Origin of the sequence: Streptomyces sp. NPDC059695 (assembly GCF_042733785.1) — a bacterium.
In the GTDB taxonomy this organism is placed as follows: Bacteria; Actinomycetota; Actinomycetes; order Streptomycetales; family Streptomycetaceae; genus Streptomyces.
Map to the genome: position 1 here is coordinate 91,734 of NZ_JBHWFF010000004.1, position 14,821 is coordinate 106,554.

Sequence of the window (14,821 nt, forward strand, 5' to 3'; positions counted from 1 at the left end):
GCGGGGCCGGGCCCCCCCGACCCGCCCGCCGGGCCCCCCCCCCCCCCTCGGCCGCGCCGCCCCCCCCCGCCCCTTCCGCCGGGGTGTTACTCCGTCGGCTCCAGGCGCAGCGAGATGGAGTTGATGCAGTACCGCTGGTCCGTCGGGGTCGGGTAGCCCTCGCCCTCGAAGACATGGCCCAGGTGGGAGCCGCAGCGGGAGCAGCGGACCTCGGTGCGGACCATCCCGTGGGAGGTGTCCGCGATCAGCTCGACGGCGGAGCTGTCCTTCGGGTCGAAGAAGGACGGCCATCCGCAGTGCGACTCGAACTTCTCGTTCGAGGTGAAGAGCTCCGCGCCGCAGGCACGGCAGGAGTAGACACCCTGGGTCTTGGTGTCCGTGTACTCACCGCGGAAGGCGGGCTCCGTGCCGGCGAGCCGGAGCACCTGGTACTCCGCCGGAGTCAGCTCGGCCTGCCATTCCTCGTCCGGCTTCTCGACCTCGTACGCCATCGTTCGTCCACTCCCTCAGTTCGACAGGCGGGCGAGGATCTTCGGACCGAGGTCCGTGACGTCGCCCGCGCCCATGGTGAGAACGAGGTCACCGGGGCCGGCCATTCCCGCGATGACGTCGGGGACCGATTCCTTGTCGTGGACGGCGGTCACGTCGGCGCCGGCGGCGTGGGCCGCGGCGATGATCAGCTCGCTGGTGATGCCGGGGATCGGGTCCTCGCGGGCCGGGTAGATGTCGAGGACGACGGAGGCGTCCGCGAGGGCCAGCGCGTCGCCCATCTCCCTGCCCAGCTCCTGGGTGCGGGAGAAGAGGTGCGGCTGGAAGACGACGAGCAGGCGGGAGGCCCCGGCGGCGCCGCGCATGGCCTCCAGGTCGGCGGTCATCTCGGTGGGGTGGTGCGCGTACGAGTCGATGACCTGGACGCCCTTGGCCTCGCCCTTGAGCTGGAGGCGGCGGCCGACGCCGGTGTAGGCGGTCAGCGCCTGGGCGAGCTCGGCCGGGTCGATGCCGACGCGTGCGCCGGCGGCGAGGGCCGCGGCGGCGTTGTGGGCGTAGTGGCGGCCGGGGACGGAGACGGTGAAGGCGTGCTCGACGCCGTCGAGGAGGACCGTCACCTCGCTCTTCATCCCGTTCGGGACGATCTTGAGGATGCGGGCGTCGGAGTCCTCGGACTCGCCGACGGTGACGATGCTCAGGCCGTCGCGGTCCGCGACGCGGCGGGCCAGCTCGCGGGCGCCCGGGTGCTCGCCGACGACCAGGGTGCCGCCGGGGCGGATCTTGGCGGTGAAGGCCTCGAAGGACTCGTAGATCTCGTCCATGGAGGCGTAGTTGGCGTGGTGGTCCAGCTCGACGTTGAGGACGATCGCGACCTCGGGGTCGTACTTCTGGAAGCTCCGGTCGCTCTCGTCGGCCTCGGCGACGAAGACCTCGCCGGCGCCGTGCAGCGCGTTCGTGCCGGGGCCCGCGAGGTCGCCGCCGATGGCGTACGAGGGGTCCAGGCCGAGCTCGGTCAGGGCGACGGCCAGCATGGAGGTGGTGGTCGTCTTGCCGTGCGTGCCGGCGACGGCGATGGCGCGCAGGCCGTCCATGAGGGAGGCGAGCGCGTCGGAGCGGTGGACCACGGGAATGCCGAGCTCGGCGGCGCGGGCCAGCTCGGGGTTGTCCGCGCGGATGGCGCTGGAGACGACGACGGCGGAGGCGTCGTCGGCGAGGTGCTCCGCGGCGTGGCCGATGTGCACGGTGGCACCGAGGGCGCGCAGCGACTCCGCGGTCGCGGACTCCTTGGCGTCGCTTCCGGCGACCTTGGCGCCGCGCTGGGCGAGGATCTTCGCGATGCCCGACATTCCGGCACCGCCGATGCCGATGAAGTGCGGCCGTTCCATGGCGGCAGGGATGGCGGGTGCCATGCGGATCTCTCCCCGGGGTGCGTGGTTCTGGAAGGTCCCAGCCTAGTGGCTCACGCGCGCGGGCCCGGCGGGGCGCAGCGGGGAAGGCGACGGGTCCGCGCCCCCTGCACGGGGCGCGGACCCGTCACCGGGACGTCACTCGCTGTGGGCGAAGAGCTTCAGGACGGGGACGCCGACCTTGTGGCGGGCCCGGGAGGCCCAGTCGCGGTGGAAGAACTCCTCCACGTAGTGCGGGGCGGTGAGGACGATCACCTCGTCCGCCTCCGACTCGTCGACCACCGCCTTCATCTTGTCGAGCGGGTGGTCCTCGACGACCTGTCCGACCGCTTCGCAGCCGGCGTTCCTCAGGGCCTGGAGCGACACCTCCAAGCCCTGCTCGGCGAGTCCTCTGGCCTCCTTGCCCTCCGGTTCGTCGCCCTCGCGGGTCGCTTCCTTGAGCTCGCCCATGGCGACGTCGTCGATGGCACGCAGCAGTACATCGGCCTGGTCACCACGCGGCTGCATGAGAACGATGAAGGACACGCCCTCGTCGCCGTGCAGGGTGGTGACGAATTCCACGTCGACGGACGTGAGGGGCTTCTCGATCATCAGAACGCTTGTGAACACCTCGGGGGCCCTTCTGCGGAAACCATCCTTCCCCGTGCCCGCACGGGGTCTGCGTCAGTAAGTGTGCCCAGCGGACGCTAAGCGGAACGACAAATTCCGCTGATTGTCAGATCCGACGGTAGCGGGTGAAGAGAAAGCCGTCCTGCTCCAGCACGGAAGCGGGCCGGAAGCGTGTCGGAACGGCCACCGGGGGACCCCCGGCGATCCGCTGGGCACCGCCCGCCGTCATCCTCGGCGAGACCGTCAGGCACAGCTCGTCGAGGACCCCCGCCGCCACGAACTGGCCGAGCAGCCGGGGCCCGCCCTCGGTCAGCTGGCGGCGCAGCCCGCGCTCCGCGAGCACCGCCACCGCGCGGGCCGGGTCCACTCCGGCGCCGTCGCCCGCGATGAGCACCTCCGCGCCGGCCGCCCGGGCCTCGGCGATCCGCTCCGCGGGCGCGGCGGCTCCGGTCAGGACCAGGGTCGGCACCAGCGGCCCGGTGAACAGGGGCAGCGAGAAGTCCAGGTTCAGGGAGGCGCTGACCACGGCGATCACGGGGGCCGGGCCCTGTCCGGCGGCGGCGCGCCGGGCCGCGAAGGCCTCGCGCGCGCGTGCCGGGCGGTAGCCCTCCAGACGGACCGTCTCGGCACCCACCACGACCACGTCGGCGATCCCGCGCAGGGTGCCGAAGATCCGCATGTCCGTCTCGGAGGAGAGCGGCTGGGAGCGCCCCTCGTGCTGTCCGGCCCCGTCGAGCGAGGAGACCATGTTGGCCCGCAGCCACGGGCCGTCGCCCTCCGGATACGCGTAGGCGTCGGCGAGCGCGTCGAGCGACCACTCCTGGTCGGCGGGGGCTGTCATGTCCGTCACAGGGAAGAGCTGGCGCATGATCGAAGTCTGACATGGCGCTTACAGTGGGGAACTGTGTCGACCCGTGCCCCGAATGAAGCGGCTTCCCCGGAAGCGGCCCCGCTCTCGCTCTGCTCCCGAGAGCCCCACGTCCCCGCCGACCGCCTCGTCGCGGAGATGGTGCCGCCGCCGCGCTTCGACTCCGTACGCTTCGACACGTACCTCCCCGACCCGAACCAGCCGAGCCAGACGGGCGCCGTCAAGGCCCTGAGCACCTTCGCCGAGGGCCTCGGCGGGGCGCACGCCACCGGTGCCGGGAAGCGGCGCTGGTTCGCGAGGAAGCCGGCCGCCCCGAGCGGTCCGCGCGGGGTGTACCTGGACGGCGGGTACGGCGTCGGCAAGACCCACCTGCTCGCCTCGCTGTGGCACGCGACCCCCGCCGAGCCCGCGCTGAAGGCCTTCGGCACGTTCGTCGAGCTCACCAACCTGGTCGGCGCGCTCGGCTTCCAGCAGACCGTGAAGACGCTCAGCGGGCACCGTCTCCTCTGCATCGACGAGTTCGAGCTCGACGACCCGGGCGACACCGTCCTCGTCTCCAGCCTCCTCGGCAAGCTCGTCGAGTCGGGCGTGGCGCTCGCCGCCACCTCGAACACGCTGCCGGGCAAGCTCGGCGAGGGCCGCTTCGCCGCCGCCGACTTCCTCCGCGAGATCCAGGGCCTCTCCGCCCACTTCCGCCCACTGCGGATCGACGGCGAGGACTACCGGCACCGCGGCCTGCCCGAGGCGCCGTCCCCGTACTCCGACCAGGTGGTCACGGAGACCGCGTACGCCACGCCGGGCGCCTCGCTCGACGACTTCCCGCACCTGCTCGAACACCTGGCCAGGGTGCACCCGAGCCGGTACGGCGCCCTCACGGACGACCTCACCGCGGTCTGCCTCACCGACGTCCAGCCGGTCCCGGACCAGTCGACGGCCCTGCGGCTCGTCGTCCTCGCCGACCGCCTGTACGACCGCGAGATACCCGTGCTCGCCTCCGGACTCCCCTTCGACCGGCTGTTCAGCGACGAGATGCTGAACGGCGGCTACCGCAAGAAGTACTTCCGGGCGATCTCCCGGCTCACCGCGCTCGCCCGCGACGCGAAGGGCCTCGTGGCGCAGTAGCTTGGTGGCCGTACCCGATCGAAAGGGATCCACCATGGCCACCGTGCGTCACGCCCACACCGTCTGGCAGGGCGACCTGCTCAAGGGCTCCGGCGTCGTCACCCTCGACTCCTCCGGTCTCGGCTCGTACGACGTCTCCTGGCCCGCCCGCTCGCAGGAGCCGAACGGAAAGACGAGCCCCGAGGAGCTCATCGCCGCCGCGCACTCCTCCTGCTACTCGATGGCCTTCTCGAACGGTCTGGCCGGTGCCGGTCACGCGCCGACCCGCCTGGAGACCAAGGCCGACGTCACGTTCCAGCCGGGCGAGGGCATCACCGGCATCCACCTGAGCGTGGTCGGCGAGGTCCCCGGTCTCGACGAGGCCCGGTTCCAGGAGCTCGCCGAGGACGCCAAGAAGAACTGCCCGGTCAGCCAGGCGCTCACCGGCACGACCATCACCCTGGACGCCAAGCTCGCCTGACGGGAGATCAGTTCTCGCGCCACACGAGGCCGTTGCGGCCCGCATGGTTCACCCGTCACCACCTTGCGTGATACACACATGCGGGTCACACGTCACATCACGCACCTGTCCTCCCCCTCGGCCCCGCGGCCCGGGGGGACCCCCCACAGGAAAGTGGTTCGCCTCATGTCCGCGACACGACGTCAGATCCTGTCCCGCACCGGCGCCTCCGTCGCCGGGATCGCCTTCACGGGCGCCCTGTCCGAGCTCTTCGCGGGCAGTGCGGGCGCCGCACCCCGGACGAGCGGCTACGGCCCCCTCGTCCCCGACCCGGACGGTCTCCTCGACCTCCCGGCCGGCTTCCGCTACGAGGTCCTCTCCCGGCAGGGCGACCCGCTCCGCTCCGGCGAGGGCCTGGTCCCCAGCAACCACGACGGCATGGGCGCCTTCGCCGGGCGCCGCGGCCGGGTGCACCTCGTCCGCAACCACGAGAACCGGGTCACCGGGAAGATCGCCGTCCCGACCGTCCCCGGCCTCACGTACGACCCGGAGGGCAAGGGCGGCTGCACCGTCCTCGAACTCGACGGGCGCGGCGAGGTCCTCGGCGAGCGGGTCGCCATCGCCGGGACCGCCGTGAACTGCGCCGGCGGGCCCACCCCCTGGAACACCTGGCTGACCTGCGAGGAGACCGAGGACCGGGCCGGCACCAACGGCTACACCAAGGACCACGGCTTCATCTTCGAGGTCGACGGCGCCGACCCGCACCGCACCGGAGCCGTCCCGCTGACCGCCATGGGCCGCTTCCAGCACGAGGCGATCGCCGTCGACCCGGCGAGCGGCATCGTGTACGAGACGGAGGACGCCTTCGAGCACCCCTTCGGCCTCTTCTACCGCTTCCTCCCCCGGAGGCCGCTCGGCGGCACCGGCTCGCTGCGCGCGGGCGGCGCCCTGGAGGCCATGCGGGTGCCGGGCGTGCCCGACCTCTCCGTCGTCCAGGAGACCGGCGCCCGCTTCGAGGGCGTCGAATGGGTCCCCGTACCCGACCCCCTGGCCACCACGACCCCGATCCGGCACCAGGACTTCGGGCCGCGGGGCATCACGCACGCCCAGAAGCTGGAGGGCTGCTACTGGGGCGGGCGGGCGGTCTACTTCGTGTCCTCCTTCGCGCGGGCCAGGGACGGCTCGGCGGGCACGCACTTCGGCCAGGTCTGGAAGTACGAGCCGCACCGGCGCCGGCTCACCCTCGTCGTGGTCTTCGGCCCCGGCACCGACGTCCGGCTCCCCGGCGAGTCCCCGGACAACATCTGCCTGGCGCCGACCGGGGGCCTGATGGTCTGCGAGGACGGCGAGGGGGCGCAGCACGTCTTCGGGGTGAGCGTGAAGGGCGAGGTGTACGCGGTCGCCCGGGGGGCGCAGAACATCGGGACGCCCGAGGCCCCGGAGTGGGGCGAGTTCGCGGGCGTCACCTTCTCCCCGGACCGGAGCACGATGTACGTCAACTGCTACACGCCCGGGACGACGTTCGCGGTGCGGGGGCCGTGGCGCTGAACCGACCGGGTGCGGGTGACCGGATTCCGTCGCAGGATCGGGAGGGAAGCACGACCTGCGGCGGAAGGGGCCCGAGGTGGCGAAGAAGGACGGCGGGAGGAAGGGCGGGGAACCCGTCCTGCGTGAGGTCCTGAGGATCCCCGGGGGCGAGCGGATCGACCTCGGCGCGTACGACACCCGCGCGACCCCGGCCGGCCCGACCGGCAAGGCGGCGGGACTCGCCGCCACCGCCGCCCTCGGGCCGCGCCTCGCCGAGCTCCAGGAACGTCTGTACGCGGCGAGCACCGCCGGTGACCGCCGGCGGCTGCTCCTCGTCCTCCAGGGCATGGACACCAGCGGCAAGGGCGGCACGGTCAAGCACGTCATCGGCCTGTTCAACCCGTCCGGCTGCCGGATCCACGCCTTCAAGGCCCCGACGCAGGAGGAGCGGAACCACCCCTTCCTGTGGCGGGTCATGCGGGCGCTCCCGCAGCCGGGCGAGATCGGCATCTTCGACCGCTCGCACTACGAGGACGTCCTCATCGCCCGGGTCCGCGACCTGGCCCCACGGCGGGAGATCGGCCGCCGCTACGGCCAGATCAACCGCTTCGAGCAATCCCTCGCGGAGGACGGGGTGACCGTCGTCAAGGTCTTCCTCCACCTCTCGTACGAGGAGCAGCGCGCCCGGCTCCTGGAGCGGCTGGACAACCCGGACAAGCACTGGAAGTTCAACCCGGGCGACATCGAGGAGCGGGCGCTGTGGCCGGCGTACCGCCAGGCGTACGAACGCGCCCTCGAACGCTGCTCGGCGGACCGGGCCCCCTGGTACCTGGTCCCGGCGGACCGCAAGTGGTACCGCAACTGGGCGATCAGCAAGCTCCTGCTCGAACACCTGGAGGCCCTGGACCCGACGTACCCGCCGGGCGACTTCGACGTCGAGGAGTGCCGGGCACGGCTCCTGGCGTCGTGAGGCACCACGGCGTTCGGCCTCCTGGACCAGGCGGTCGACGCGTCGCGAGCATTTAGGAGTTTGATCAGATAACTTCCGGGCGTGAACACTCCTGTACGAAAAATGGCGGTGCTTGGTCTTCTGAGCGCCGCCCTCGTCGGCTGCGGCGCGCACGCGGCCGAGACCCCGGCGCCGAACGCGAAGACCGGCGCGACCGGGACCCCGGCCGTCGCCGTGACCCCCTCGGCCCGGCCCAGCGCCGCCGCCCCCGGACCGAAGCCCGCGCGCGTCCCCGCCGCCCCGCCCACCATGGCGCCCGGCCCCGGCGGCCTCACCCCCGTGTACACGCACCGCGCCAAGGGCGCCGAGAAGGTCGTCGCGCTCACCTTCGACGCCGACATGACGGCCGACCAGGGCCCCCGCGCCGCCGCCGGCGAGCACTTCGACAACCCCGAGCTCATCGCGACCCTGCGCCGGCTCAAGGTCGACGCGACCGTGTTCATGACCGGCCGCTGGGCGGAGGAGTACCCCGACCAGGCGAAGTCCATCGGCGGCGACCCCCGCTTCGAGATCGCCAACCACTCCTTCAGCCACTACGCCTTCGCGTCCCCCTGCTACGGCCTGCCGACCGTCCCCGGACCCGACATGGCCTCCGACGTGCAGCGCGCCTTCGACGCCTTCCGGGACGCCGGGGCCGTCAACGTCGTCCCGTACTTCCGCTTCCCCGGCGGCTGCTACGACGACGCGGCCCTGCGCGCCCTCGCCCCCGCAGGAGTCACCGCGGTCCAGTGGGACGTGGTCAGCGGCGACGCCTTCGCGAAGGACGCGGACGCCGTCGCCGAGCAGGTCCTCGACGGGGTGAAGCCCGGCTCGCTCGTCGTCATGCACTGCACCCGCAGCGCCGCCCCCGTCACCGAGACGGCGATCCGCCGGATCGTCCCGGAGCTCCGCGCCCGCGGCTACCGCTTCGTGAAGGTCTCGGAACTCATGAGCCGCTGACCCGGTCTCACTCCAGGCGCGCCGTCGCCCGGCACGCCAGGGCAGCCGTCGCCGCCGCGAGCAGCAGCGCGCCGCCGCAGGCGAGCCAGGGCGGGTCGGCGGTCGCGGTACGGGCTCCGGTGACCAGGGCGGTCATGGCGTGCTGCGCCGGGGAGCCGGTCGTCACGAGCGCCAGGAGCGAGCCGAGGACGAGCGCGGCCAGGGACCAGCCGGGGGCGCGCAGGAAGGGGCGGGAGGTCAGCGCCCCCACGACGGCACCCGTCAGCGCGCAGGCCAGTGCCGCGAGCAGCCCGGCGGAGACGGCGGCGAGCGGGGCGACCCCGCGCCGGTCGCCGGTCGCCGTCACTCCGAGGACCGCGACCGTACCGACGAGGACCGGCCAGGCGGCCCCGGTGACCAGCGCCGCGAGATGGGCGCGGCTCCGGCCGGCCGCCGCCGCGACCACGTTCCGGGCGGCGGGCGGCTCCTGGGTGAGGCAGATCCGTACGGACCACGCCGACACCGGGAGCAGCGCGGCGGCCGTGAGGCCGAGCGCGCCGAGCACCGGTTCGCCGGCCTGTACGCCGACGCCGATGACGGCGGCGTACAGGAGGAGGGGCGCCAGCCAACGCTGGGAGCGGAGCAGCAGACCCGACTGGTAGCGCAGGAGCGCCGTCATGCCCGTACGCCTTCGGTGCCGAGGTGGTGGATGTGCCAGGACGCGTCGAGGAGTGCGCCCAGGAGGGCGTCGGAGTGCGCCGGGTCCACGGTGAGGAGGGTGGTGCCGTCGGGCCCCGGGACGGCCAGGGGCGCGCCCGGCAGCGGCCCGGGAAGCGCCCGGGAACCGGAGGCCACGATCCGGACGGCGGGCTCGCCGGAACCGGAGGCCACGATCCGGACGGCGGCCGTGCCGGGCACCGGGACGGGCTCCCGCGCCTCCCGTACGCGGCCCTCCCCCACCCCGTACACCGCGGTCGCCTCCCCCGTCAGGCGCCGGGGGTCGTGGTCGACGAAGACGACCGTCGCGCCCGCCGCGAGGCGTTCCCGCACGGCGGTGTCCAGGGCGGCGCGGGCGCCGGTGTCCAGACCGGTCCAGGCCTCGTCGAGGACGAGCAGCGCCGGCTCCGCGAGCAGCGCCTGCGCGACGGCGACCTTCTGACCGGTGCCCTTGGAGAGCTCCGCGAGCCCGGTCCCGGCGTGCCCGGCGGCCCCGAAGCGCTCCAGCCACTCCCCCGCCCGGGCCCGGGCCGCCGCCCGGCCGAGGCCCTGGACGCGTCCCAGGTGGACCAGGTAGTCGAGGGCCGTGAACGGCAGGGCGACGGGGAAGCGTTCCGGGACGTACGCGGTGCGTGCCGGGCGGCCGGTGACACGGCCCTCCGTGGGCGCGTCGACGCCCGCGAGCAGCCGGAGCAGCGTGGACTTGCCGGTGCCGTTGGTGCCGGTGACCCGGACGAGGGCGGCGGCCGGGAGGCCGAGCGAGACCTCCCGCAGCACCCACGGCCCGCGCGCTCCGTGCCGCCGTCCGACGCGCTCCAGCCTCAATTCGACGTGTGCTTCTGCGGGGTGAGCTCGCTGGGCCGGACGACGACGAAGCCCTGGCCCTCCAGCTTGAGCTGCACCGCCTCGCCGGAGCCGCCGCGGATCATCGAGCCGAGGGACTGCGAGCGGTGCAGGGAGGTGTGGAGCTGCTCGCTCCAGCCGACGACCGCGTCGGTGTCGACGTACACCGGGGCCTGCGGAGTGACGGGGATGACGATCGGATTGCCCTCGCACATCAGGGCGATCTTGCCGTAGCCGGAGAAGACGGAGTTGAAGATGCCGCCGCCGGTCACCCCGGCGCCCTTCACCGTCTTGATCTCGTAGTGGAGAGTGGAGTCGAAGCAGAGGACGTTGCGGCCGTTCACGGTGAAGGCCTCGCCCTGCTCGACCTCGACGATGAAGCAGTTCTGCGCCTCGTGCGCGAACCAGGCCTCGCCCTGCCCGCGCACGGCCATCAGCGCCAGGCCCTCGCCGGTGACGGCCCGCTTGAGCAGGCCGCCGATGCCCTGTCCCTTGCGCTCGAACTGGAGGTCGCCGCGGAAGGCGATCATCGAGCCCTGACGCGCGTGCATCTCGCCGTTGACCGTGTACTTGACGGATTTGGCGTTCTGGAGGGTCATCCCCGGGAAGGTCGCCGTCTCGGCGAGGTGCTCGCCCGCAAAAAGATCGCTCTTCATGGGGGGCATCCTGGCCCGGAAGCGATGATTCCCACAAGAATCACTCGTCACCGCAGTGGCAGACTTGGCGGGTGAGCAGCAACGAGACCGATCTCCGCGACGAGAAGCCCCAGTTCGTCCTCCCCCTGGTCGTCCGGATCGAGCGCGACGCGCCCCCGGCCCGTACCGACGCCCTGGAGACCGCGGCCCGGGCCGTCCTGGAGGTCCTCACCGACGACCGCTCCCTCGGCGAGGGCGAGTGGGCACAGGCGATCACCGACTGGCAGGACGCGCGCATCCGCAAGGTGGTGCGCCGGGCGCGCGGCGCGGAGTGGCGCCGTGCGAACACGCTGCCCGGCATCACGGTCACCGGCGCGGAGGCCGAGGTGCGGGTCTTCCCGCCGGTCCCGCTCGACGGCTGGCCCAAGGACCTCGCCAAGCTCCAGGTGTCGGGCACCGACCTCGACGACCCGGCCGCGCCCGGCCCCGTACCGGAGGGGGCGGCCGTGCTCTGGCTCAGCCCGGAGCTCGACATGTCCGCCGGCAAGGCGATGGCGCAGGCCGGCCACGGGGCGCAGCTGCTGTGGTGGGCGATGTCCGCGGCCGACCGGAAGGCCTGGCAGGAGGCGGGTTTCCCGCTCGCCGTGCGGACCGCGCGGGCCGAGGACTGGCCGGGCCTGACGTCGAGCGGGCTCCCGGTCGTCCGCGACGCGGGCTTCACGGAGATCGCCCCGGGGTCGTGCACGGTGGTGTCCGCCTTCCCGAACCTCAAATGAAGCTCTGAACGTCCCCCTCCCGGGGTTCGAACGTTCCCGCGTGGGCCATCACGTGAGGGACTGGGGACCGAAGGAGGGGGACATGACGGAACTCGGCATCGGCATCGGGTGGCGTCCGGAGATCGCGGAGGCGGTCGAGGCACTGCCCGGTGTCGACTGGGTGGAGGTCGTCGCGGAGAACCTCTGCGCGGACCATCTGCCCGACTCGCTGACCCGGCTGCGCGAGCGCGGCGTGACGGTCGTGCCGCACGGCGTCTCGCTGGGGCTCGGCGGCGCGGACCGGCCGGACCCGGCGCGGCTCGCCGCGCTCGGGGAGAAGGCGGTGGCCCTGGGGGCGCCGCTGGTCACCGAGCACATCGCGTTCGTACGGGCCGGGGGCCCGCTCACCGCGACCCCGCTGCTCGAAGCGGGTCACCTCCTGCCCGTGCCCCGGACCCGGGACGCGCTCGACGTCCTCTGCGAGAACGTGCGGATCGCGCAGGACGCGCTGCCCGTGCCGCTCGCCCTGGAGAACATCGCGGCCCTGATCTCCTGGCCGGGCGAGGAGATGACGGAGGGGCGGTTCCTGGCGGAGCTGGTGGAGCGTACGGGGGTACGGCTCCTCATCGACGTCGCCAACCTGCACACCAACCACGTGAACCGGGGCGAGGACCCGGCCCGTGCCCTGTCCGAGCTGCCGGTCGAGGCCATCGCCTACGTGCACGTGGCGGGCGGGGTCGAGCGGGACGGCGTCTGGCACGACACCCACGCCCACCCGGTGCCGCGCGCGGTCCTCGACGTCCTGGCGGACCTCACGTCCCGGGTGTCCCCGCCGGGAGTGCTCCTGGAGCGGGACGACGACTTCCCGCCGGAGACGGAACTGGCACGGGAGCTGGAGGTCATCCGGACGACGGTGGGCCTGCGGTCCGCAAGGGCGATGGGGGTCCCCCCGGACGAAGTCCGGGGGAGGGTGGGCACAGCCCACGCGCACGGCGCCCGGCCGCTGGTACCCGCGCCCCGTCGGGCCCCGCTCCTGATCGGAGCCGGGGCCAGGGTCTCCGGAGGTCCCATGCCCGGCGCGGCGCCCGTCACCGACGCCCCCGCCCCGCGGGCAGGCGCGCGCCAGCGCCTCGCCGTCACCCAGGCCTCCCTCCTGTCCTCGCTGGTCGCCGGCACCCCCGTACCCGAGGGGTTCGACACCCGGCGGGTCGGGATCCAGAGCCGCGCCCTCGCCGCCAAGCGGGCCGGCGTCGTCGCGAAGGTCGCGCCGGAACTGCCGGAGATCCTCGGCGGGGGCTTCCGGCCCGCGTTCCTCTCGTACGCCCGGTCCCGCCCCATGACCGGCGGCTACCGCCGGGACGCCCTCGACTTCGCCGAGCACCTGCTGGTCGCCGGGCGCCCGGAGGACCCGGCGGCACGGCGGGAGCTCACGGAGTGGTGGCAGGACCGTTCCGGCAGCCGCCCGCCCGGCCGCGCCACCCGGCTCGTACGGGCCGCCCGCCACGCCCTCGTACGGAGATGACCATGGACCTGCTGCTCACCCTCGTCTACCTCGCGGGCGCCGTCGGCATCGCCCTCGTCGTCCTGCGGGTCGTCCGGACGCGCGGCGGTACCGGCGGGCCGGTCCACGACCGGTACGAGGCCGCGTTCCTCAACGGCGGCCCGGCCCGGGTCGTGGACACCGCCCTCGTCGCGCTCCAGACGGACGGCAGGCTCGCGATCGGCGGCCCCGGCATCGTCGCGGTCGTCCGTCCCACCGCGCACGACCCGGTGGAGCGCGCCGTCCTCCAGGAGCACGCCGCCGCCCCGCACGGGGCCCTGCACCACCTGAGGCTCGGGGTGATGCGGCACCCGGCGGTGCAGGAGATCGGCGACGCGCTCGCGGCGCGCGGTCTCGTGGTCCCCCCGGCGACGCGGAGGACCACGGCCCGCTGGTGCGGTGTCCTCGTGGTGACGGCCTTCGCGTTCTTCCCGGTGGCGATCGTCCTCACCGTGATCGACATCGCCGCCGAGCCGGACTTCCGGATCCCGTTCGTCTTCAAGGTGGCGCCGATCCTGTTCGCCGCGCTGATCACCGGCATCGTCTGCGGGTCGCTCTCCGCCCGGCAGGTCACCTCCGCCGGCCGCCGCGCGGTCCGCGGGTACGGGAGGGACCACGCCCCTCTCGCGGACGCCGGCCACCTCGTGGCCCTGCACGGGCTGCGGGCCGTGCCGGACCCGGTGCTCCGGGAGCAGCTCGTCGCCGCCGCACGCTTCTACGCGCCGCCGCGGCGGCGGAACCAGCGCGGCCGGCGGCCCGCCGCCTCGCACTCCTCGCACGTCTCGTCCTCGGACGCGGCGGTGCTCGGGGTGGCGACCGAGTGGTGCGCGACCAACAGCTCCTGCGGAGGCGGCGGAGGAGGCGGCGGGTCCTGCTCGGGCGGTGGCGGCTCCTGCTCGTCCGGGTCCTGCTCCTCGGGCTCCTCCTGCTCCTCGGGCTCCTCGTGTTCCTCGGGCTCCTCGTGTTCCAGCGGGAGTTCCTGCTCCAGCTCCAGCAGCTCGTGTTCGAGCTCCAGCTCCAGCTCCTGTTCGAGCTCCAGCAGCTGAGCCCCCCTCCGGGTGGCGGTCCCGTACGTCCCGGCGTACAACCGGGACATGCTCTGGGTTCCGCTTCTGCTGGTGGCGTTCGTGGCGGCCGGTGCCGGCTGTGCGCGGGTCTGCCGTGCCTCGATCGCCGCCGCGCGTCCCCACGAGGTCCCCGGCGGTACGGAGGGACTCACCGTGCGCGAGGCGGCCTACCTCGCCGGGGGGCCGCTCCGGGTCACCGATCTGACCCTGGTGTCGATGCACCGGGCGCGGCGGCTGCTGCTGGCCCACACCGGCTGGGCCACGGTCGTGGACGCCTCGGGCGGCGACGAGCTGGAGCGCGCGGTGCTGGGGGCCATCGGGCCCGGCGGGCAGTCGCCCGTCCCCGCCGTGCGTCCGGTGGTCGCCGCCGCCGCGTCCGTACGTCTCCTCGCGGACGGTCTCGTCGCGCGGGGCCTCGCCGTGCCGGAGGAGGGCCGCCGGGCGCTCGCCGCCGGGGTGCGGGCGGTGCGGGCGGGGTTCCTGCTGACGCTGGCGCTCGGGACGGTCGCGGTGCTCCTCGTGCCGGAGGGCGAACGGGCCCCGGTCCTCGCCGCCTTCGCGCTGCCGCTGACCGGCTCGGGGCTCTGCCTGCTGATCGGGCTCGTCGACGTGTACCCGAACACCCGCTGGGCGTCGCCGGCCGGGCAGCGGCTGCTCTCCGGACTCTCGCCGGCCGATCCGCTCACGGCGCTCGCGACGCGCGGTCCCGCCGTGCTGGAGCCGGAACTCCGCGCGGCCCTCAAGGGGTCGGAAAGGTCCCGGAAATGACGCCGGTGGGGGGGGGGGGGGGGGCCCCCCCCCCGGGTGCGGAACCCGGTTATGTGGAGGCGGGGGGCCATGTGGCACCCCCGCGGTGTATATTACGGGTGTTGGGTGT

16 protein-coding genes are annotated in these 14,821 nt (G+C 73.7%); 9 read left to right on the forward strand and 7 right to left on the reverse strand.

What is annotated here, in order from left to right; translation table 11 throughout:
* Positions 1-86: 86 nt before the first annotated feature.
* From msrB to ACFV2S_RS07160, 4 genes are all read right to left on the reverse strand, one after another.
* The gene (gene msrB, locus ACFV2S_RS07145; protein ID WP_383796518.1) at positions 87-491 is read right to left on the reverse strand and encodes a peptide-methionine (R)-S-oxide reductase MsrB; all 405 of its coding nucleotides are present in this window, start codon (positions 489-491) and stop codon (positions 87-89) included.
* A 15-nt stretch (positions 492-506) separates the two neighbouring features.
* Positions 507-1,898, reverse strand: coding sequence for a UDP-N-acetylmuramate--L-alanine ligase (gene murC / locus ACFV2S_RS07150; RefSeq protein ID WP_385555023.1), 1,392 nt, complete (start codon positions 1,896-1,898; stop codon positions 507-509).
* 135 nt (positions 1,899-2,033) lie between these two features.
* A complete protein-coding gene (locus ACFV2S_RS07155) occupies positions 2,034-2,504 on the reverse strand; it encodes an indole-3-glycerol phosphate synthase (protein ID WP_385555025.1) in 471 nt (156 codons plus the stop codon).
* 106 nt (positions 2,505-2,610) lie between these two features.
* Entirely contained in the window at positions 2,611-3,372 is a 762-nt protein-coding gene (locus ACFV2S_RS07160) for a pyrimidine reductase family protein (protein WP_385555027.1), read from the reverse strand.
* Positions 3,373-3,408: 36 nt separating this feature from the next.
* On the opposite strand from ACFV2S_RS07160, the gene zapE reads away from it, so the two are divergent.
* The 5 genes from zapE (at position 3,409) to ACFV2S_RS07185 (ending at position 8,408) form a co-directional block, all read left to right on the forward strand.
* Complete coding sequence (gene zapE, locus ACFV2S_RS07165; protein ID WP_385555029.1) at positions 3,409-4,494, forward strand: cell division protein ZapE; 1,086 nt, start codon at positions 3,409-3,411, stop codon at positions 4,492-4,494.
* Between the two features lie 34 nt (positions 4,495-4,528).
* Positions 4,529-4,954 carry an OsmC family protein gene (locus ACFV2S_RS07170; protein ID WP_383796505.1) on the forward strand — a complete coding sequence of 142 codons (426 nt, stop codon included), beginning with the start codon at positions 4,529-4,531 and terminating at the stop codon, positions 4,952-4,954.
* Positions 4,955-5,119: 165 nt separating this feature from the next.
* Positions 5,120-6,481, forward strand: a complete 1,362-nt coding sequence (locus ACFV2S_RS07175; protein WP_385555031.1) for an alkaline phosphatase PhoX — start codon at positions 5,120-5,122, stop codon at positions 6,479-6,481.
* Positions 6,482-6,557: 76 nt separating this feature from the next.
* A complete protein-coding gene (locus ACFV2S_RS07180) occupies positions 6,558-7,430 on the forward strand; it encodes a PPK2 family polyphosphate kinase (protein WP_385555033.1) in 873 nt (290 codons plus the stop codon).
* A gap of 102 nt (positions 7,431-7,532) precedes the next feature.
* Positions 7,533-8,408, forward strand: a complete 876-nt coding sequence (locus ACFV2S_RS07185; protein WP_385555281.1) for a polysaccharide deacetylase family protein — start codon at positions 7,533-7,535, stop codon at positions 8,406-8,408.
* Positions 8,409-8,415: 7 nt separating this feature from the next.
* Here the strand turns inward: ACFV2S_RS07185 and ACFV2S_RS07190 are convergent, their stop codons facing one another.
* From ACFV2S_RS07190 to ACFV2S_RS07200, 3 genes are read right to left on the reverse strand one after another with little or no spacing between them, the layout of a single operon-like run.
* Positions 8,416-9,066 carry an ABC transporter gene (locus tag ACFV2S_RS07190; RefSeq protein WP_385555035.1) on the reverse strand — a complete coding sequence of 217 codons (651 nt, stop codon included), beginning with the start codon at positions 9,064-9,066 and terminating at the stop codon, positions 8,416-8,418.
* Positions 9,063-9,929 (reverse strand): ATP-binding cassette domain-containing protein, encoded by an 867-nt coding sequence (locus ACFV2S_RS07195; protein ID WP_385555037.1) that lies wholly within the window; start codon positions 9,927-9,929, stop codon positions 9,063-9,065. Before ACFV2S_RS07195 ends, ACFV2S_RS07190 begins: the two co-directional genes overlap by 4 nt.
* A complete protein-coding gene (locus tag ACFV2S_RS07200) occupies positions 9,926-10,603 on the reverse strand; it encodes an AIM24 family protein (protein ID WP_385555039.1) in 678 nt (225 codons plus the stop codon). The genes ACFV2S_RS07195 and ACFV2S_RS07200 overlap by 4 nt, the downstream gene beginning before the upstream one ends.
* A gap of 71 nt (positions 10,604-10,674) precedes the next feature.
* Here ACFV2S_RS07200 and ACFV2S_RS07205 point away from each other — a divergent pair, with 71 nt between their 5' ends.
* From ACFV2S_RS07205 to ACFV2S_RS07220, 4 genes are all read left to right on the forward strand, one after another.
* Complete coding sequence (locus ACFV2S_RS07205; protein ID WP_385555041.1) at positions 10,675-11,358, forward strand: peptidyl-tRNA hydrolase; 684 nt, start codon at positions 10,675-10,677, stop codon at positions 11,356-11,358.
* Positions 11,359-11,440: 82 nt separating this feature from the next.
* Positions 11,441-12,859, forward strand: coding sequence for a DUF692 family multinuclear iron-containing protein (locus ACFV2S_RS07210; RefSeq protein ID WP_385555043.1), 1,419 nt, complete (start codon positions 11,441-11,443; stop codon positions 12,857-12,859).
* A gap of 2 nt (positions 12,860-12,861) precedes the next feature.
* On the forward strand, positions 12,862-13,923 hold the full coding sequence (locus ACFV2S_RS07215) for a TIGR04222 domain-containing membrane protein (protein WP_385555045.1): 1,062 nt from the start codon (positions 12,862-12,864) through the stop codon (positions 13,921-13,923).
* 48 nt (positions 13,924-13,971) lie between these two features.
* Entirely contained in the window at positions 13,972-14,712 is a 741-nt protein-coding gene (locus ACFV2S_RS07220; protein ID WP_385555047.1) for a TIGR04222 domain-containing membrane protein, read from the forward strand.
* Positions 14,713-14,821 lie beyond the last annotated feature (109 nt).

What these genes read in the sequence shown, in the direction of transcription:
- msrB (WP_383796518.1), bottom strand. Translation starts at nt 491, where the DNA reads ATGGCGTACGAGGTCGAGAAGCCGGACGAGGAATGGCAGGCCGAGCTG.
- murC (WP_385555023.1), bottom strand. Translation starts at nt 1,898, where the DNA reads ATGGCACCCGCCATCCCTGCCGCCATGGAACGGCCGCACTTCATCGGC.
- ACFV2S_RS07160 (WP_385555027.1), bottom strand. Translation starts at nt 3,372, where the DNA reads ATGCGCCAGCTCTTCCCTGTGACGGACATGACAGCCCCCGCCGACCAG.
- ACFV2S_RS07170 (WP_383796505.1), top strand. Translation starts at nt 4,529, where the DNA reads ATGGCCACCGTGCGTCACGCCCACACCGTCTGGCAGGGCGACCTGCTC.
- ACFV2S_RS07175 (WP_385555031.1), top strand. Translation starts at nt 5,120, where the DNA reads ATGTCCGCGACACGACGTCAGATCCTGTCCCGCACCGGCGCCTCCGTC.
- ACFV2S_RS07185 (WP_385555281.1), top strand. Translation starts at nt 7,533, where the DNA reads ATGGCGGTGCTTGGTCTTCTGAGCGCCGCCCTCGTCGGCTGCGGCGCG.
- ACFV2S_RS07190 (WP_385555035.1), bottom strand. Translation starts at nt 9,066, where the DNA reads ATGACGGCGCTCCTGCGCTACCAGTCGGGTCTGCTGCTCCGCTCCCAG.
- ACFV2S_RS07200 (WP_385555039.1), bottom strand. Translation starts at nt 10,603, where the DNA reads ATGAAGAGCGATCTTTTTGCGGGCGAGCACCTCGCCGAGACGGCGACC.
- ACFV2S_RS07210 (WP_385555043.1), top strand. Translation starts at nt 11,441, where the DNA reads ATGACGGAACTCGGCATCGGCATCGGGTGGCGTCCGGAGATCGCGGAG.
- ACFV2S_RS07215 (WP_385555045.1), top strand. Translation starts at nt 12,862, where the DNA reads ATGGACCTGCTGCTCACCCTCGTCTACCTCGCGGGCGCCGTCGGCATC.
- ACFV2S_RS07220 (WP_385555047.1), top strand. Translation starts at nt 13,972, where the DNA reads ATGCTCTGGGTTCCGCTTCTGCTGGTGGCGTTCGTGGCGGCCGGTGCC.